At 66.7% G+C, this 18,096-nt stretch carries 19 protein-coding genes and 1 pseudogene; 9 read left to right on the top strand and 11 right to left on the bottom strand.

Features of this window, described 5'->3' with window-relative positions; translation table 11 throughout:
* The first annotated feature begins 133 nt into the window (after positions 1–133).
* The 3 genes from phnF to phnN all read left to right on the top strand — a co-directional run bounded on the left by phnF (position 134) and on the right by phnN (position 2,311).
* Positions 134–868, top strand: a complete 735-nt coding sequence (gene phnF, locus AC1Q6V_RS12440) for a phosphonate metabolism transcriptional regulator PhnF (RefSeq protein ID WP_011617126.1) — start codon at positions 134–136, stop codon at positions 866–868.
* 130 nt (positions 869–998) lie between these two features.
* Positions 999–1,724, top strand: coding sequence for a DUF1045 domain-containing protein (locus AC1Q6V_RS12435; protein ID WP_454749450.1), 726 nt, complete (start codon positions 999–1,001; stop codon positions 1,722–1,724).
* Positions 1,721–2,311, top strand: a complete 591-nt coding sequence (gene phnN, locus AC1Q6V_RS12430; RefSeq protein WP_010809364.1) for a phosphonate metabolism protein/1,5-bisphosphokinase (PRPP-forming) PhnN — start codon at positions 1,721–1,723, stop codon at positions 2,309–2,311. Before AC1Q6V_RS12435 ends, phnN begins: the two co-directional genes overlap by 4 nt.
* A gap of 41 nt (positions 2,312–2,352) precedes the next feature.
* On the opposite strand, the gene AC1Q6V_RS12425 is transcribed toward phnN, so the two are convergent.
* The 6 genes from AC1Q6V_RS12425 to AC1Q6V_RS12400 all read right to left on the bottom strand — a co-directional run bounded on the left by AC1Q6V_RS12425 (position 2,353) and on the right by AC1Q6V_RS12400 (position 7,042).
* On the bottom strand, positions 2,353–2,817 hold the full coding sequence (locus tag AC1Q6V_RS12425; RefSeq protein ID WP_011617128.1) for a GNAT family N-acetyltransferase: 465 nt from the start codon (positions 2,815–2,817) through the stop codon (positions 2,353–2,355).
* Positions 2,814–3,350, bottom strand: coding sequence for a phosphonate degradation HD-domain oxygenase (locus AC1Q6V_RS12420; RefSeq protein WP_010809362.1), 537 nt, complete (start codon positions 3,348–3,350; stop codon positions 2,814–2,816). The genes AC1Q6V_RS12425 and AC1Q6V_RS12420 overlap by 4 nt, the downstream gene beginning before the upstream one ends.
* A gap of 4 nt (positions 3,351–3,354) precedes the next feature.
* Complete coding sequence (gene phnE, locus AC1Q6V_RS12415) at positions 3,355–4,167, bottom strand: phosphonate ABC transporter, permease protein PhnE (protein WP_010809361.1); 813 nt, start codon at positions 4,165–4,167, stop codon at positions 3,355–3,357.
* A gap of 78 nt (positions 4,168–4,245) precedes the next feature.
* A complete protein-coding gene (gene phnD, locus AC1Q6V_RS12410) occupies positions 4,246–5,238 on the bottom strand; it encodes a phosphonate ABC transporter substrate-binding protein (RefSeq protein WP_454749449.1) in 993 nt (330 codons plus the stop codon).
* A gap of 55 nt (positions 5,239–5,293) precedes the next feature.
* Positions 5,294–6,148: a phosphonate ABC transporter ATP-binding protein gene (gene phnC, locus AC1Q6V_RS12405; RefSeq protein WP_011617129.1), complete on the bottom strand. Its 855-nt coding sequence runs from the start codon at positions 6,146–6,148 to the stop codon at positions 5,294–5,296.
* A 129-nt stretch (positions 6,149–6,277) separates the two neighbouring features.
* Positions 6,278–7,042, bottom strand: coding sequence for an SDR family oxidoreductase (locus AC1Q6V_RS12400; RefSeq protein ID WP_010809358.1), 765 nt, complete (start codon positions 7,040–7,042; stop codon positions 6,278–6,280).
* Between the two features lie 165 nt (positions 7,043–7,207).
* Here AC1Q6V_RS12400 and AC1Q6V_RS12395 point away from each other — a divergent pair, with 165 nt between their 5' ends.
* The 3 genes from AC1Q6V_RS12395 (at position 7,208) to mdeB (ending at position 11,650) form a co-directional block, all read left to right on the top strand.
* On the top strand, positions 7,208–8,140 hold the full coding sequence (locus tag AC1Q6V_RS12395) for a LysR family transcriptional regulator (protein ID WP_454750696.1): 933 nt from the start codon (positions 7,208–7,210) through the stop codon (positions 8,138–8,140).
* 168 nt (positions 8,141–8,308) lie between these two features.
* Positions 8,309–8,788 (top strand): Lrp/AsnC family transcriptional regulator, encoded by a 480-nt coding sequence (locus tag AC1Q6V_RS12390; protein WP_010809356.1) that lies wholly within the window; start codon positions 8,309–8,311, stop codon positions 8,786–8,788.
* Positions 8,789–8,953: 165 nt separating this feature from the next.
* Positions 8,954–11,650, top strand: a complete 2,697-nt coding sequence (gene mdeB, locus AC1Q6V_RS12385) for an alpha-ketoglutarate dehydrogenase (protein ID WP_454750695.1) — start codon at positions 8,954–8,956, stop codon at positions 11,648–11,650.
* 72 nt (positions 11,651–11,722) lie between these two features.
* Here mdeB and AC1Q6V_RS12380 read toward each other — a convergent pair whose 3' ends face one another.
* Positions 11,723–11,977, bottom strand: a complete 255-nt coding sequence (locus AC1Q6V_RS12380) for a hypothetical protein (RefSeq protein ID WP_231881523.1) — start codon at positions 11,975–11,977, stop codon at positions 11,723–11,725.
* Between AC1Q6V_RS12380 and ampC the strand changes: the two genes are divergently transcribed.
* The 3 genes from ampC to AC1Q6V_RS12365 all read left to right on the top strand — a co-directional run bounded on the left by ampC (position 11,870) and on the right by AC1Q6V_RS12365 (position 15,041).
* Positions 11,870–13,021, top strand: coding sequence for a class C beta-lactamase (gene ampC, locus AC1Q6V_RS12375; protein ID WP_231881511.1), 1,152 nt, complete (start codon positions 11,870–11,872; stop codon positions 13,019–13,021). The two genes, AC1Q6V_RS12380 and ampC, sit on opposite strands and share 108 nt — an antisense overlap.
* A 157-nt stretch (positions 13,022–13,178) precedes the next feature.
* Positions 13,179–13,625, top strand: coding sequence for a CopM family metallochaperone (gene copM, locus AC1Q6V_RS12370; protein ID WP_454750694.1), 447 nt, complete (start codon positions 13,179–13,181; stop codon positions 13,623–13,625).
* 36 nt (positions 13,626–13,661) lie between these two features.
* Positions 13,662–15,041 (top strand): YncE family protein, encoded by a 1,380-nt coding sequence (locus tag AC1Q6V_RS12365; RefSeq protein WP_454750693.1) that lies wholly within the window; start codon positions 13,662–13,664, stop codon positions 15,039–15,041.
* Between the two features lie 35 nt (positions 15,042–15,076).
* Here AC1Q6V_RS12365 and chrA read toward each other — a convergent pair whose 3' ends face one another.
* From chrA to AC1Q6V_RS12345, 4 genes and pseudogenes are all read right to left on the bottom strand, one after another.
* Positions 15,077–16,309 carry a chromate efflux transporter gene (gene chrA, locus AC1Q6V_RS12360; protein WP_454750692.1) on the bottom strand — a complete coding sequence of 411 codons (1,233 nt, stop codon included), beginning with the start codon at positions 16,307–16,309 and terminating at the stop codon, positions 15,077–15,079.
* A gap of 109 nt (positions 16,310–16,418) precedes the next feature.
* Complete coding sequence (locus AC1Q6V_RS12355) at positions 16,419–16,631, bottom strand: hypothetical protein (RefSeq protein ID WP_454750691.1); 213 nt, start codon at positions 16,629–16,631, stop codon at positions 16,419–16,421.
* Between the two features lie 25 nt (positions 16,632–16,656).
* On the bottom strand, positions 16,657–17,280 hold the full coding sequence (locus AC1Q6V_RS12350; RefSeq protein WP_439669071.1) for a hypothetical protein: 624 nt from the start codon (positions 17,278–17,280) through the stop codon (positions 16,657–16,659).
* Positions 17,281–17,670: 390 nt separating this feature from the next.
* Positions 17,671–18,096, bottom strand: a pseudogene (locus AC1Q6V_RS12345) (ISNCY family transposase); the annotation flags it as partial.

Here is an 18,096-nt window from a genome sequence, read left to right as displayed (position 1 = left end):
AGCTACTAGACCACAGGCAGATGAACGTTTCATGACGGGGCGGGGCATTGCTCGGGCACCCCGCCATCGCGGCGCGGTTGAGGCACAATCGCATGGCAATGGTGAACGCTTGATGACAAGAGGGCAGCGCGAGATGTCTGATCGAGAAGTGGAACGGGGTTCCGGCGTGGCGGTATGGCGCCAGATTGGCGAGGCGCTGGCGGACGACATCCGCAAGAAGCTGTACCTGCCCGGCGAACAGCTGCCCCCTGAGCCTGAACTGGCCACGCGCTTCGCGGTCAACCGCCACACCATCCGCCGCGCCATGGGCGAGCTGGAGTTGAGCGGCCTGGTGCGGATCGAGCAGGGCCGCGGCACCTTCGTGCAGGAGCATGCGATCGACTACGCGATCGGACGCCGCACGCGCTTCTCGCAAAACCTGGCCGCGCAGGGCATGCGCGGACATGCCGAGATCATCGACAGCCAGGTGGTGCGCGCGCCGGAAGTGGCAAAGCAACTGGGCCTGGCGCGCACGGCGGAGATCCTGCACGTGCAGATGATCGGCAAGGCCGAAGAGCGCACCATCGACGTTGCCGAGCATTACTTTGACCTCAAGCGCTTCCCGGGCATCGACGAGGTGCTGCGCGCCAGGCAATCGGTATCGCGCGCGCTGGCGCATTTCGGCATTGCCGACTACACGCGCAAGTGGTCGCGCATCACGGCGGCCATGCCCAGCGCCCCGGTGGCGCGCCTGCTGAACCAGCCGAAGACGCGCCCGGTGCTGCAGGTGGAGGCGCTGAACGTTGATATCGACGGGGCGCCGGTGCAGTACAGCGTGGTGCGGTTTGCGGGGGACTGGGTGCAGCTGACGGTTTCCGACAGTGATTGAGGCGGAGCGACGTGGCATTGGTCTAGACATCCGGCTGTCATCTGCCTGCGCTAAGGTGTCTGCGGTCCAGACCACAAAACCAGGGCAGACGCCGCCGCCGGGCGCCGGGCGCCGCTGGTAACCTTGCCGCATGACCTTGCCAGCGCACCGTTACGCCATCTACCTGGCGCCCTCAGATCCGTTCCGCACGTTTGGCAGCCAGTGGCTCGGCCGCGACGCCGATACCGGCGCCGCGCTGCCCGCGCCGGCGGGCATGGCGGCGCCGCCCGACGAATGGGTCAAGGCCCCGGCGCGCTACGGCCTGCATGCCACGCTGAAGCCGCCGTTCCGGCTTGTGCAGGGCAGCAACGGGCCGATGCTCGACGCCGCTGCGCGTGGCTTCGCGCGCGGCCGCGAGGCATTCGACGCACCGCTGGCGCTGTGTGCGCTGCGGGGTTTTGTGGCGTGGTGCCTGGCCGATGGCGGATCGCCACCGATGCAGGCGCTGGCCGATGCCTGCGTACTGGCATTCGAGCGCTTCCGCGCGCCGCCTACGGCCGAAGAACTCGGCCGGCGCAAACCGGACCAGTTGACCGACGAAGAGCGCCGCATGCTCGACGCATGGGGCTACCCGTATGTATTCGGTACCTTCGTCTTCCATATCACGCTGACTGGCATGCTTGATACTGCCGGCCAGCGCGCCGCCCTCGAGCGCGTGGGGGCCGCGAGCGGCAAGCTGCTGCAGGCGCCGCTTCATGTGGACGGGATCAGCGTATTCGTGCAGCCGGAGCCGGGCGACGACTTTATCGTTGCCCGCCACTACGGATTCAACGGCAGCACCACCGACGGCGCCGGCGCGGCGTACCTGGACGCATGAACGCACATGGCGCGGCCGACGGACACGGCCTGTTCTACCTGATGGGGCCGTCCGGCAGCGGCAAGGACTCGCTGCTGCGCGCGCTGCGCGAACGCCTCGGGCCGGACCACCGCATCGTCATCGCGCATCGCTATATCACCCGCGAGGCCGATGCCAACGAGGCCTCCGTTGCGCTGACCACGGATGAGTTCCGGCGCCGCCAGGCGCTCGGCTGCCTGGCGCTGGACTGGCACAGCCACGGGCTCCATTACGGCATCGGCATCGAGATCGAGCAGTGGCTGGCCAGGGGGCTGACGGTGATCGTCAATGGCTCGCGCGAGTACCTGCCCCAAGCCGTGGCGCGCTACCCGAAGCTGTGCGCCGTGCATGTGCGCGTCCGGCCGGAGGTGCTGGCCACGCGGCTGCGCCAGCGTGGCCGCGAGTCGGAAGAAGCGATTGCCCGGCGCCTGGCGCGCGCGGCGCAGGCCTTCACCGTGCCGGCAGGGTGCCGCCTGGTCGAGTTCGACAATAGCGGCGCCCTGGAAACCGCGGCGGAGGCGTTCGCGCGGCTGGTTGGGGCTACCTCCGATAGCGCAACATTAAGCTGATAAGGCCGTGCCGAAGCGAAGCTTCCGGCACGGCCTTGCCATCAGAGTTCGATGCTGAAACTGATGCCGTGCTCGGTGAACCCGAGCCGGCGATAGAACTGGTGGGCCTGCAGGCGCCGCGCGTTGGACGACAGCACCAGCTTGGCCGCCCCGGCCTCGCGGGCCAGGCGCATCGCTTCGCGCATCATCGCCTTGCCGACGCCCCTGCCGCGCGCGGATGGCGCCACCACCACGGCCTCGACAATGGCCTCGGGACGCCCGTCGTGGACCATCACGGGAAATACCAGCAGGCTGAAGGTGCCCAGCGGCACCTCGTCCTCGTCCACCATCATGTAGCAGCGGTAGTCCGGATAGCGGCGCATGGTCGCGTAGCGCTCGCGCATGGTGGCCAGCGGCAGCGGCGCTTCATCGTCCATCGCGGCCAGCAGCGCGGACAGGTGCCGCAATTCCGCGTCGGAACCGCGCACTTCACGCAGGGTAAGCACGGCTTCAGCGATGGTGTTCATGCGCCAGTCCGCGCGCAACGCGCGGCCATGTCCAGGTAGTGCGCCAGCCGCGGCGTGGCCAGGCCGACCACCTTGGCGAGGTCGTCGTAGCGGCGCAGGCGCACCGCGGCAGCGGCGTGGCGGCTGGCGGTGAACGCTTCGGCCTGTGCGGCGCCGAACGGACCGCCTTGCAGCGCCAGGCTTTGCGCTGAAGCCGGTGACAAGGTGGCGAAGTACGCCGGATCGGCCGCGCACAGATAGCGCTTGGCCGCTACGTGCAGCCGCACGGGTTCTGTCACTTCGTCACCGAACAGTTCTGCCAGCGCATCGGCGGCGGCCTCCTGGTGGCGCATGTCGGTGGTGGTGCTTTCGGCCAGCAGCAGGTGGCCAACGTCGTGGAGCAGGGCCGCGACGATCAGCGGCTCGGGCTCGCCGGCCTGCTCGGCCAGTTGCGCGCACTGCAGCGCGTGCGCGGTCTGGCTGATGGCTTCGCCGCCGTACCAGGCATTGCCATGGTCGGCAAACAGCGTTTCGATGCGGGACAGGTTCAGCATGATGTCAGACCAGTACCTTGCGGATTTGTGCGGAGATGATGTCGATGGCCGAGACGAACAGGATGATGATGATCATCACGGCACAGGTCTGCCCATACTGGAAGCTGCGGATGATCTCCCACAGCACGGTGCCGATGCCGCCGGCGCCGACGATGCCAACCACCGAGGCCGAGCGCACGTTGGACTCGAAGCGGTACAGCGCGAACGACAGCCACAGCGGCAGCACTTGCGGAATCACTCCATAGACGATCTCCTCGATCGGGCCGGCGCCGGTGGCGCGCACGCCTTCCACCGGGCGCGGGTCGATGGCCTCGACGGCTTCGGCGAACAGCTTGGCCAGCACGCCGGTGGTGTGGATCCAGATCGCCAGCACGCCGGCAAACGGGCCCAGACCGACGGCCACGATGAACAGCATGGCGAACACCATCTCATTGATGGCGCGGCAAGCGTCCATGATGCGGCGTGCGGGCTGGTAGGCCCACGCCGGGACGATATTGGCCGAGCACAGCAGGCCCAGCGGCACCGCCATCACCACGGCCAGGGCGGTGCCCCACAGCGCGATCTGCACGGTGACGAGCATCTCGTCCAGGTAGTGCCGCCAGTCGCGGAAATCGGGCGGGAAGAAATCGGCGGCAAATTTCGCCATATTGTCCGAGTCGCGCAGCAGGTCCAGCGGGCGCATGTCGGCCCCCTGCCAGGACAGGGCGAGCATGGCCAGCAGGACTGCCCAGGTCAGCATCACGGCAAGGGAAGTGCGCGGCGGGCGCACGTTGCTTTGGGGCGTGGGAGGCAGGCCGGGCCTGGCGGTGACAGTCATGGGGAATCCGGAATCAAGCGGGGAACGAAAGCGATGCGGGGCCGGCGGCGGGGGGCCGCCGGCCTCGTCGGGATGGGCTTATTGCGTGCTGATGGCGTTGCCGGCGGCCTTGTCCAGCTCGGCCAGGCGGCGGGTCACCTCGGCCAGCCGCTTTTCCTTGTCGGCAGCGGCCAGGGTGGTGTCCGATTCGATCTTCGCCTTTTCGCGGGCCAGTTCGATCTGGCGGATCGGCACCAGCTGCGCATCGCTGGCGGTGCGGAAGCCCTGGTAGGTCAGGGTGGCCAGCACCTGCTTTTCACGCGCGGCGTCTGCGCCCTTGCCGTAGTTGGCGAAGAAGGCCTGGATCTTCTTCTTCACCTCCGGCGGCAGGTCCTTGCGATAGACCATCGGATCGGCCGGGATCAGCGGCGACTTCCACAGCACCCGCACCTGGTCATAGGCGTTCTTGCCGGTGTTGATGCGATAGCGCTCCATGTTCTCGGTGTTGTTCACCGCCACATCGACCTGCTTGTTCAGCACCGACAGCAGGTTGGTCTCGTGGTTGCCGATGCGCACGGCCTTGAACAGCGTCTTGGGCTCGACCTTGTTGGCGGTCCACAGGTAGAAGCCCGGCACGGCCGTGCCCGAGGTGGAATTGGGGTCGCCGGCGCCGTAGCTGAGGTCCTTGCCGCGCTTGATCACGTCTTCGACGCTCTTCAGGTCGCTGTCCTTGTTGACGATCAGCACCGACCAGTAGCCCGGGTTGCCGTCCTTGTCGATCACCGAGGCAAAGACCTCGCCGTTGGCACGGTCCACGGCCTCCATGGCCGACTTGTTGCCGAACCAGGCGATCTGCACCTTGTTGAAGCGCATGCCCTCGATGATGCCGGCGTAGTCGGACGCAAAGAAGGGCTTGACGGGTACACCCAGCGTCTTGCTGAGATCGTCGATCAGCGGCTGCCAGGCGGACTTCAGGTTCGACGACGATTCGGTCGAGATAAAGCCGATGTTCAGGCTCTTGGCGTCCTGCGCGAAGGTGGGCAGGGCGACCACGCCTGAAGCCACGACGGCGAGAAAGGTTCTGCGAAGCATGGACAACTCCGGTGGGAAGCGGTTTTGGGATAAAGCGGTGTGGACAGGCGGCCGTTCAGGCGGCCGCCAGGTTCATCGTGACCATTGCCGGTGCCGGCATGGCCGCAGTGGATACGTCTTCGTCTGGCACGGAATCGAGCAGCAGCTCGTCGGCTTCGGTGCCGTAGAGATCGCGCAGCATGCCGGGCGTGAGCGCGGCAGAGGGGCCGTCATAGACCACCTTGCCGTGGCGCAGCGCCACCACGCGGGGGCAGTAGCGCATCGCCACGTCCACCTGGTGCAGCGACACCAGCACCGCGACCTTGCGCGTGCGGTTGATCTGCCTGAGCAGCGACATCACTCGGCGCGACGATTCCGGGTCGAGCGAGGCGATCGGCTCGTCGGCCAGGATCACGCTGGCGTTCTGCACCAGCGTGCGGGCGATGGCGGCGCGCTGCTGCTGGCCGCCCGACAGCGTCGAGGCCCGTTGAAACGCATAGTCGTCTATACCAACTTGCGCAAGCGCATCGAGCCCGCCCTGGACTTCATCGGCCTTGAAGATGCGCAGCAGGCTGCGCCACTTGGGCACACGGGCCAGCGTGCCGACCAGCACGTTGGTGATGACCGGAAGACGGCCCACCAGGTTGAACTGCTGGAACACAAACCCGATCTCGCCACGCACCTTGCGCACGTTGCGGGCCAGGCGGCCGTTGCGCTGCACATGGCGGCCGTTGACGAGGATTTCGCCGGCGCCGGCATCGCCCGTGATGAATCCGGCCACGTGGCGCAACAGCGTGGACTTGCCCGATCCCGATGCACCCAGCAGGGCGACCATCTCGCCTGGCGCGATGTGCAGCGTGACATCGTCAAGCGCCTTGCGGTCCGCGCGGAACGATTTGGAAAGCCCGCGGACTTCAATTGCGTGCGTCATGTCGACTCCCTGACGTGAATGACCTGCGCATTCTGGCCGGGGCGGATGACAGAACGATGACTTGAGCGGAAGGGGGCTGAAACTGGTTGGCGGCGCCGGCGGCCATGCTGGCCGCCGGCGCCGGTGGGGTCAGGTGCGCGTGATCGAGACGCCGCCATCCACCAGCGATGCCGTGCCGGTGACGAAAGCCGAATCGTCCGATGCCAGGTACAGCACCGAGCGCGCCAGTTCTTCCGGCGTGGCCACGCGCTTGAGCGCATGCAGGTTGGTGATGAACGCCTGTGATTCCGCGGTGTCGTTCATGGTGCGATACATGTCCGTGTCCACGGCGCCCGGCAGGATCGCATTGACGCGGATGCCCTGCGGCCCATACTCGGCCGCCAGCGCCTGCGTCAGGCCGATCAGGCCGGACTTGCTTGCCGCATACGCGGCCACGCCGGGAAAGGCGACGGTGTAGCCAACGAAGGTCGAGGTGAAGATCACCGAACCGCCGCCATCCTTCAGCATCTGTGCAAGCTGGTGCTTGGCGCCGAGGAATGCGCCGGTGAGATTGATGGCAAGGGTGTCGTTCCAGCCGTCTGCCGAAACCCCGGTGCTGGGCCCGCCCTCGCCGAGCGTGCCGGCGTTGTTGAAGGCGATATCCAGGCGGCCATAGCGCTCGACCGCCAGCGCCACCAGCGCGCTGGCGTATTCCTCGCGCCGAACATCGCCGGCGAGCGCCACCGCGTCGCCGCCGGCGTCACGGATCTGCGCCACCAGGCTGTCCAGTTCGGACTGGCGGCGGGCACCGACTACCACCCTGGCGCCCTCGGCGGCAAACAGCAATGCGGTGGCGCGGCCAATGCCGGCACTGGCGCCGGTAATGATGGCAACTTTTCCAGACAAACGTCCCATGATCGATCTCCGGTCTGGCGCGGGGGCAACTTGCTGGTCCACAGCGCCGGTTTTGCGGGTAGGGCAGCAGGAACCGTCCTGCTGCCTCGTGAAACCAGTATGGGCAACGCGCGTGGTTCGAACTAGACTGAAGATCGCGGAACAACTTTCCGGATATGCCGAACAATGTTCAAGCTAGAAGGTGTCGCCAGCTTTGTCGCCGTGGTCGAGGCAGGCTCCATCAGCGAGGCCGCGAGGCGGCTCAACTTGTCCAAGTCCGTTGTCAGCGAACGCCTGGCCGACCTTGAAAAGGCGATGGGTGCCAACCTGCTGCGCCGGACCACGCGGCGGCTGTCGCTGACCGAGGATGGCGCCGCCTTCCTGGAGCGGGCCACGCGCATCCTGCATGAAGTGGAGGCGGCGGCAACCGATGTTGCCGAGCGGCGCGGCACCCTGGCCGGGTCGTTGCGGATTTCCGCGCCGGTCACATTTGGCCGGATGCACCTGGGGCCTGCCATCTATCCGTTCCTGGCCCGGCATCCGGAACTGGAGCTGAGCCTGGACCTGGACGACCGCCGCGTGGACGCGGCCACCGACAGTTATGACGCCGTGGTGCGGCACGGCCCGCTGGAGAGCTCGCGCCTGGTGGCATGGCAGCTTGCCCCCAGCCACCGCCTCCTGGTCGCATCCCCGGATTACCTGGCGCAGATGGGCGCGCCGGCAACGCTGGCGGAGCTGCAGCAGCACCGTGGCATCTTCTACGCCAACCGCGGCGCGGCTGACTGGCGCCTGCACGGCCCCGACGGCACCGAAATCGCCCGTGCCGCCGTTGCGCTGCGCGTCAACAACGGCGACATGATGCGAGATGCCGCCATCGCGGGAGTCGGCATCGCGTTGTTGCCGACCTTTATTGCCGGCGATGCCATCCGGCAGGGGGCGCTGGCCGTGATCGAGGTCGGCCTGCGGGCCGAGCCGGAATCCATTTATATCGCCCACCCGGAAGGCCGGCGGGTGTCGGCGCGGCTGCGCGCGTTTGCGGAGTGCGTGCGCACGGCCATCGGCAGTCCGCCGTACTGGGACGCATGGGCGCAGGCACGCGGGGAGGGCGCGGGAACCTGATGCCGGCTGCTGGCCGGGTTCCACGATCGCCATGTGGCGGCCCTGCAAGCCTGGAGGTTTGCCGCCCGCGCCGCGCGGCCTGTATTTTAGCGCTCTGCCCGGCGCCCCGTTTCCGCAAGGAGGCAGGGCGCCATGCACTTCACATCGAGCCGGCCATACAGGAACCCCATGCAGGAACCCGAACTGGATGAAATCAATATCCGGATCCTCGAGGCGTTGCAGCGCGACGCCAGCCTGACCAACGTCGAGCTGGCCGCGCGCGTCAACCTCTCGCCGTCGCCTTGCCTGGCGCGCGTGCGCGCGTTGGAGCAGCGCGGGATCATCCGGCAGCGCGTGACGCTGCTCGATCCGCAGAAGCTTGGCCTCAACGTCAACGTCTTTATCCACGTGTCGCTGGAGCGGCAGGCGCGCGAGGGGCTGGATGCCTTCGAACGCGCCGTGCGCGCGCTGCCCAACGTGATGGAGTGCTACCTGATGACGGGCGATGCCGACTACCTGATCCGCGCCGTGGTGGCCGACGTGCAGGCCGTGGAGCGGCTGATCGTCGACGAGATCACGCGCATCCCCGGCGTCGCCAACATCCGCAGCAGCTTCGCACTCAAGCAGGTGATGTACGACACAGCCTTGCCGCTGCGCAATCCGCGCTAGCCCGGCGTTCGGCATGGGATATGCCGCGGCCTCAGCATTTTCGAGTGGTTTTTATGGTGAGCGGCAGTGGATTGTGCTGCCACCTGCCGGATAGGCAGTCAACTTCAGCACCTCATGCGGGAGGGCACTCCATAGAATGGGACAAAACCCATTGGAGACTTCCCCATGACCGACCTTGCCTCCCCACACGCCCGCCTGCTCGCCCAGGCCATGCCCGACGGCGACGACGATCCGCAGGAGACGCGCGAATGGCTGGACGCGCTGGAGGCAGTGGTGGCGCAATGCGGGCAGGAGCGCGCGCGCTTCCTGCTCGGCCGGCTGCTCGATGCCGCCCCCGCGCTGGATGTGTCGACCACGGCTCAGAGCAACACGCCTTACCTGAACACCATCCCGGTCGAGTGCCAGCCGCCTTATCCGGGGGATCTGGCGATGGAAGAGCGCATCACCGGCATCGTGCGCTGGAATGCCCTTGCCATGGTGGTGCGCGCCAACCAGGCCTACGGTGAACTGGGCGGGCATATCTCCAGCTATGCCTCGGCAGCGGACCTGTTCGAGGTCGGCTTCAACCACTTCTTCCAGGGCGCCGATGCCGGCAACGGCGGCGACCTGGTCTACTTCCAGCCGCACTCGGCCCCGGGCGTGTACGCGCGCGCCTTCCTGGAAGGTCGCCTGTCCGAGGCCCAGCTCGACAACTTCCGCCGCGAGGCGGGGGGGCAGGGCCTGTGCTCGTATCCGCACCCCTGGCTGATGCCGGACTTCTGGCAGTTCCCGACCGGCTCGATGGGGCTGGGCCCGATCCAGTCGGTCTACCAGGCGCGCTTCATGCGCTACATGGAGCACCGGGGGCTGCAGGCCACTTCGGGCCGGCACGTGTGGGGCGTGTTCGGCGACGGCGAGATGGACGAGCCCGAATCGATCGCCGCGCTGCCGCTGGCAGCGCGCGAGAAGCTCGACAACCTGACCTTTGTCATCAACTGCAACCTGCAGCGCCTGGACGGCCCGGTGCGCGGCAACGGCCAGATCGTGCAGGAGCTGGAAGCGCTGTTCCGCGGCGCGGGCTGGAACGTGATCAAGGTGCTGTGGGGCAGCGCCTGGGACCCGATCTTCGCGCGCGATCACTCCGGCGCGTTGCTGCGCGCCTTCGCCTCGACCATGGACGGCCAGTTCCAGACTTACAAGGCCAAGGACGGCCACTATGGGCGCGAGCATTTCTTTGGCCAGAACGAAGCGCTGAAGGCACTGGTCGCGCATATGACGCCGGATGAGGTGGCGGCGCTGAACCGCGGCGGACACGACCTGCGCAAGCTCCATGCGGCCTTTGCCGCGGCACGCGCGCACAAGGGCCAGCCCACGGTGATCCTGGCCAAGACCATCAAGGGCTATGGCATGGGCAATGCCGGCCAGGCGCAGAACACCACGCACCAGCAGAAGAAGCTCGACATCGAGGCGCTGAAGGCATTCCGCAGCCGCTTCGGCCTGGAGCTGTCCGACGAGGACCTGGAATCGATGCGCTTCTACCGCCCGGCCGAGGACAGCGCTGAGCTGCGCTACCTGCGCGAACGCCGCCAGGCGCTGGGCGGCTACCTGCCGGCGCGCCAGCGCCAGGCCGACACCGTGGCGGTGCCGCCGCTGGCGCAATACGGCCAGTTCGCGGTGGCGGCCGACCAGAAGGAGATGTCAACCACCATGGCAATGGTGCGCATGCTGACCGGCCTGCTCAAGGACAAGGCGCTCGGTCCGCGCGTGGTGCCCATCGTCGCCGACGAGGCGCGCACCTTCGGCATGGCCAGCCTGTTCCGCCAGGTCGGCATCTATTCATCGCAGGGCCAGCTGTACGAGCCCGAGGACGCCGGCTCGATGCTGTACTACCGCGAGGACATCCGCGGCCAGATCCTGGAAGAGGGCATCACCGAGGCCGGTGCGATGTCGTCGTGGATTGCCGCGGGCACCGCCTACAGCAACCATGGCACGGCCATGCTGCCGCTCTATATCTACTACTCGATGTTCGGCTTCCAGCGCATCGGCGACCTGATCTGGGCCGCCGGCGACCAGCGTGCGCGCGGCTTCCTGGTGGGCGCTACGGCAGGCCGCACCACGCTGTCCGGCGAAGGGCTGCAGCACCAGGACGGCACCAGCCACATCATTGCCGCCACCATCCCCAACTGCCGCGCCTATGACCCCGCCTACGCCTATGAGCTGGCAGTCATCGTCGACGAGGGCATGCGCGCGATGATGGAGCGCCAGGAGGACGTGTTCTATTACCTGACCGTGATGAACGAGAACTACGCCCAGCCGTCGATGCCGGCGGGCGTGGAGCGCGACATCGTGCGCGGCATGTACCGGCTTGCGCAGGTGGAAGGCGGCGGGCGCGCCAGGGTGCGGCTGCTCGGCAGCGGCACCATCCTGCGCGAGGTGGAGGCCGCGGCGCAGATGCTGGCCGAGGACTGGCAGGTCGACAGCGAGGTGTTCAGCGTCACCAGCTTCTCCGAGCTGGAGCGCGAGGCGCGCGAGACCGCGCGCCAGCGCCTGCATCATCCGCAGGACAGCATCGCCCCCAGCCATGTGGAAGCGCTGCTGGCCGGCGACGCGCCGGTGGTGGCGGCCACTGACTACGTGCGCGCCTATCCGCAGCTGATTGCGCCCTACGTGCCGGCTCCCTTCACGGTGCTGGGCACCGACGGCTATGGCCGCAGCGACAACCGGCCGTCGCTGCGCCGCTTCTTCGAGGTCGATCGCGCCTATGTCTGCGTGGCGGCGCTGCGCGCGCTTGCGGCGCAGGGCACGGTGCCGGCGTCGGTGGTGGCCGAGGCGATCACGCGCTACGGCATCGACACGGACAAGCCTGCGCCGTCCTCGCTCTGATATCGCCGGCTTCACCTTGCAGGCCAGGCGGGGCGCTTCGGTGCGGGACTCCACATGCGACGGCGGCGGCTGTTAAGCTTTGTCCTTCTGCAGCCGCTCCAGTTGCGCGTCCGTGCCGCCACGGGCGCGCACCGCCATGGTCCGGCGCCGCCCCCCCAGCATGATCGCCAAGCGCCGGATATGAAACGGATTCCTGTTGCCCGCATCGCCACCATCGCCATGGCTTGCAGCCTCTTCGCGGCCAATGCCAGTGCCGCCGACAGTGTCGGCCAGCGCCAGATAGAACGCGCTGTGAACGATGCCATCCGCCCCCTGATGGCGGCGCACGGCGTCCCCGGCATGGCCGTTGCCGTCACGGCCGGCGGCAAGCGCTACGTCTTCAACTACGGCGTCGCGGCGAAGGAGGGCCGGCGCAAGGTCGACGGCGACACGCTCTTCGAGATCGGCTCGGTCAGCAAGACCTTCACCGCGACGCTCGCGTCCTATGGACAGGCCCGCGGCACCCTGTCCCTGGCCGACCCTGCCGGGAAATACCTGCCGGCGCTTGCGGGAAGCAGCCTGGGCGCGACCAGCCTGCTCGACCTCGGCACCTATGCTGCCGGCGGCCTGCCGCTGCAGTTTCCGGATGCGGTCACCGATACCAGGACGATGGTCGACTATTTCCGGGGCTGGCGCCCCAGATATGCCGCCGGCAGCCATCGCCAGTATTCGAATCCCAGCATCGGCTTGTTCGGCTACCTGGCCGCCAGCAGCATGGGACAGCCCTTCGATGACCTGATGGAGAAGACGCTGTTCCCGGCGCTGGGCCTGGCCCACACCTACATCAGGGTGCCGAAAGCGCGCATGGGCGACTACGCCTATGGCTATTCGAAAGACGGCAAGCCGGTCCGCGTGACGCCCGGCGTGCTGGATGCCGAAGCCTACGGCGTGAAAACCACGGCGGCCGACATGATCCGCTTTGTCGAAGCCAACATCGACAGTGCCGGCCTGGACGACAAGCTGCGGCGTGCCATTGCCGGGACGCACACCGGGTACTTCAAGGTCGGCGACATGGTGCAGGGGCTGGGCTGGGAAATGTACGCCTGGCCCACACGGGTCGACAGCGTGCTGGCCGGCAGTTCACCGCAGGTCGTGCTCGAGGCGAACCAGGTGAGCCGGCTGGAGCCGCCGCTGTCATCGCCCGCCGATGTGCTGGTCAACAAGACCGGCTCGACCAATGGCTTTGGCGCCTACGTGGTCTTTGTGCCGGCGAAGCGGATTGGCATCGTGATGCTGGCGAACAAGAACTTCCCGGTACCGGAGCGGGTAAAGGCAGCGTTTCGGATACTGGCGGCCCTGGACGGTGCGCCGGGACGGGCGGATACCCCGTAAGGGGAGGGTGGGGCTGCGTCACGCATCGCAGGCCTGTCCAGCGGCTGGTCCGCAAAAAATCCGGCTTTCCATGGAATAGTCCACGCCCTCCATGTGTATACGCAGGTACCCCCCGGCCGCCGGCTAACGCCAGGCCCGGTAGAAAGGAGACCCTGCAATGCAACGGAGAACCCCAAGCAATGGCGTCGGCACCGCGGCACGCATCGTGCCGGCGCTGCTTCTATGGGCTGCAAGCTTTGCCGCGCCAGCCCAGGAAGCCCACCACCATCACCAAACCACTGCGGGGCAGGTGCCGCCGCCCTTTGTCGCCAGCACCGCAAAACCGTTTGCCGGCCTGATGGGTGACGCCATGGCCGTAATGGATCACAGCATGGCGCAGGCAGCCATGAACGGCATCCCCGACCACGACTTTGTCACCATGATGATTCCGCACCACCAGGGCGCGATCGACATGGCCAAGGCGCTGCTGCTGTATGGCAAGGACCCGGAGTTGCGCAATCTTGCACAGGCCATCATCACCGAGCAGCAAAACGAGATCCGCCTGATGCAGGCCTGGCTCCAGCGCAGCCAGGCCAGGGCACCTGGCGCCACCAATCCTCGCTAACCGGCGGACATACACCGCCCGCTTCTGGACCGAATCATGAAAAGACATGCCCTTATCCTTGCCGTGGCCGCGCCTCTCGCAGTCGCCGCGCCGCAGCCACAGGATCGCGTTTACACCGCCGACCAGAACAGCAACACCGTTTCAGTGATCAATCCGGCGAGCAACACCTTGCTTGGGCAGATCCGCCTTGGCAACGCGCGGCCGGACGTGCTGTCGCCGCTTTACAAGGGCGAGCTCAATGTCCACGGCCTTGGCTTCTCGCCCGACCATCGGACCCTGATCGCGATCTCGAACGGATCGAATTCCGTCGCGTTCATCGATACGGCGACCAACAAGGTCAAGGGCATTGCCTATATCGGCCGCTCACCGCATGAGGGCTTCTTTACCGCGGATGGAAAAGAGGTGTGGGTAGTCGTGCGCGGCGAAGACTATATCTCCGTCATCAACCCGGTGACATTCCGGGAAACCCGCCGCATCCCGACCACGGCAGGGCCGGGCATGGTGCTGTTCCATCCTGCCGGCAAGCTCGCCTTCGTGGTGTCCAGCTTCAACCCCGTGGTGGATGTCATCGATGTCAGGGCACACAAGGTGGTCAAGCGCCTCAGTGTCACCAGCCCGTTCTCACCGTTCCTGCAGTTCACGCCGGACTTCCGCGAGGTGTGGATGACGCACAAGGACGTGGGCAAGGTCACCCGCATCGACACCGAGAAACTGGAAGTGAAGGGCGTCTTCGACTCCGGCTTCATCACCAATCACCTTGCCTTTGCCAGGACCGCGCGTGGCACGTTCGCCTATGTGACAGTGGGCGGCGAAAACGTGGTCAAGGTATTCACCACCGAGGCCGAACCGCGGCTGGTCGCGACCATTCCGGTCGGCGCGCTGCCGCACGGCATCTGGGCTGCCGATGACAGTTCACGCATCTATGTCGGGCTGGAAAACGGCGACGCCGTCGACGTGATCGACACCGCAACGAACCAGGTCACGACCCGCGTGCCGGTTGGCCAGGCGCCGCAGGCACTGGTCTATGTCTCCAACGCAGTGCCAGGCGGCGACGGGACCGCCAACCTTGTGCAGAGAGCGAACAGCGATCCGGTCAACATCGCCCTTAAACCGGTCCGTGGCGATGCCAAGGGCTTTGTGGTCGCGCGCAATCTCGGTGTCGTCGACGCATTGGAAGTATCCCTGTTCAAGCTGAAGCCGCAAACCACGTACAGCGTCTATGTCGCAGGGCAGGCCACGCCCGTGGCAAGCTTCCGCACCAATGCGGCCGGCATGGCCAACGGCACCGCCATTGGCCCGCTGCGCGAAGTCGTGACGACGCTTTCGCCAAAGAGCGCCGCGCCAGCGAAGCTGATCGTCATGGAGGGCGATGCGGCGGCGGATCCGGCCGCGGCGGTGTTGGTGAGCGCGCCGTGATCTGAGCGTGGCGACCTGGGTTGGCGGATCCCCGGCTAGAGCGCCAGGATCCACCCACCCAGCGCCGCGCCGGCCACCACCAGTACGGGGGACACGCGGCCGTAGACGAGCAAGCCGAAGGCCGCCAGCGCCAGGCCGAAATCCGCCTTCGAGTGGATCGCGCTGGTCCACACCGGGTCGTACAGTGCGGCGGCCAGTACGCCAACGACGGCTGCATTGATGCCACCCATCGCGCTCTGCACCCCGTCGCGCTGGCGCAGGCTTTCCCAGAACGGCAATGCGCCGGCCACCAGCAGGAACGCCGGCGCAAAGATCGCGAGAAGCAGTACCAGCGCGCCCACCCATCCACCCAATGGCGCGGGCGAGAGCGCCCCGAGGTACGAGGCAAAGGTGAACAGGGGACCCGGAACTGCTTGTGCTGCGCCGTAGCCCGCCAGGAATGCATCGTTGCCGACCCAGCCAGGGGGCACCACGCCAGCCTGCAGCAGCGGCAATACGACATGCCCACCCCCGAAAACCAGCGCTCCGGCCTGGTAGAAGACCGACACGGCCGACACCGCCATCGAACCAGTCATTGCGGCAAGGGCCGGGAGCAGCACCAGCAGCACGCCGAACAACGCGAGAAGCAAAGCGCCGACCCGGCGACTCACACCGTAGTTGAGATGCTGGGCAGGAGGCAGATGGTTCAGCTGCAAGGTCCAGCGCGCAACCAGGCCACCCAGCACAATGGCGGCAACCTGGCCCACCGCACTTGGCACCGCGAGGACCAGAAGCGCGGCCACGACCGCGATGCCGGCACGCAGCCGGTCCGGACACAGCGACCTGGCCATGCCCCATACCGCCTGTGCGACAACCGCCACGGCCGCCACCTTCAGGCCGTGGACTGCCCCGGAATCCGCAACGCCGGACCAGCGCGCAATGCCAAAGGCAAACAGGACAAGTGCAATCGCAGAGGGCAGGGTAAAGCCCATCCAGGCGGCCAGCGCGCCAAGCCAGCCCGCCCGCTGCAGCCCCAGCGCCATGCCAACCTGGCTGCTGGCTGGCCCCGGCAGGAATTGACACAGCGCGACCAGGTCCGAGTAGCTCTTGTCGTCCAGCCAGCGGCGGCGCTCGACGAATTCGGCTCGGAAGTAACCGAGGTGCGCGATCGGGCCGCCGAACGAAGTCAGGCCAAGTTTCAGGAACGCCCGAAGAACCTCTGGAGCCGTGCCACGTGTGGTGGTTGCGTCAGCGGCGCGGTTTGAGTCCTGGGCGGGGTTGGTGGGCATCGGCGGTTTCTCGGTTAAGGCTTCATCGGCCAGTTATGCCTCCCAAATTCGGCCTTGCCATATGCGGAATTCCTGTGGCTCCGCAAAAGGCGTGGCCGAGCAGTCGGCTTCAGTCCAACAAAAACCCGCCCTCGAACGGGGCGGCGTAGTTCGCGTCGGCGCGCAACGCTTCGAACTCCGGCATGTCCGCGAACGGCGTCACCCGTATATCGACCTGGCAGCGCCATTGCTCAAGCGAATCGAACTGGATGGCCAGTGCCAGATGGCTCTTGTGCTTGCGCGACGGATACCGGAAACCGACCGGCGCTCCATCGCCAGTCAAGTCCCAATGATTTTTGACGTCGACATCAGCTGATCAGATCCGAACTGCGCGAGGGCAGCGCGGTCAACTGCGCGATCACCCAGCCCTGCCGCTCGCCGGCGGATTGTGCAAGGTGGCCACGCTGCGCGGCGGTAAGTGCCGCGCGCGATTGGAACGCCTTGCCCGCCAGCACTTCGGCAGGCGTCAGGTCGTCGAAGGCATCGACCGGGGTGACCCAGAACGCATGGATTTCGCTACTCGGCAGGTTCTTCATCTGGCGCAGCACCGGAACCAGCAGCTCCGGCACCGGCGGCGCGAATTGCCAGGCCGGGAAGGCGCGGCCGATCGCCTTGCCGCGCGGGGTGACACAGTAAAAGCGTGCATCCTCCACTGCGCGGTATAGTGTCGCCTGCGACATGGCCACCAGACCCTGTGCAATGACCTCCGAGGGCTTCAGATATGACACGGCGAGCCGGTTCTCGACATCTGCCGCCGGCGAGCCGGGGTGTCCGAGCGTTGCCGTCAGGCACTGGCGCACGATGTCCATCACGCGGGCACGTTCGCCCACGTCGATGGTGTGTTCCAGTTGCTCGTCGATGTCGTGAACCAATTTCTCGACCAGTTGGGGGCCGACCGCAATGGCGGCCGGCACGTGGGTACGCGGTGTCATATCAAACTCCATCAGATGACAACCCGGGGCGGGGCGAAGGCGGGGGGATGCTCGCTTCGCGATCAGATCGCGCACAGGACAACCGATCTTGGGCTAACGACGCTAGAGCCAACGCCAGGACGGATTCACATCGGGATTGGCACCTGCACTTTACTCAACTTTCTCAGGATTCTCAAGTTTCTCGCAGAGACCTTGCGCCGGTCGATCTGCCGCATCGTCATGGTAATGGCTCCTGCTGGCATGACGGGCTCCCGCGCGCTGGAAGCCGTCAAGCTTACGCCTGCCAAACTCGGACATTTGAACTTAGCCAGAACCGGACATTACCGCTTAGCCGCTACACTCTATGTTGTGGCGGCTTTTAGATGTCGTAGGCCTGGCCAAATAGAAATGTCAGTCCGAGCGTGCTTTTTGTGCGGTGTCATGTTCTTTCCTGGCTTTTTCGGTAGGGCGGTGGTGCTGGCCTGAGGTGGCAGAGTCTGGCCCAGGGTGGGGCGGTTGAACGCGCGCCGGCCAAGCAGAAATGTCCAGGGTGTCCGGATTGCGCGGGACCGCGGCGAGCGCGCGCTCCAGATCGAGCCGGTTGATCAACCGCTGCCGCTTGGTGTTCGGCGCCGGCCGGTGCGGGCGCGGTGGCGCGCCAGCCAGCGTGCGCGATGGCCCTGTCTGCTGGCGGCTGTCGCGCTGCGCCTGCACCTGGGCCGCGATCGCCAGCACGTGCCCGAGCCGCTTGTGCTCGACGATCGCGCCCTGGTCGATCTCGCCCAGCCGGTCATAGGTGGTGTAGGGCAGGGCGGCGCCATCGGCCCACAACTCGAT

This window comes from Cupriavidus sp. GW823-FHT07B10, from assembly GCF_058794355.1.
Note: the sequence above shows the minus strand (reverse complement) of the source record. Positions and strands in the feature narration are given on the sequence as shown.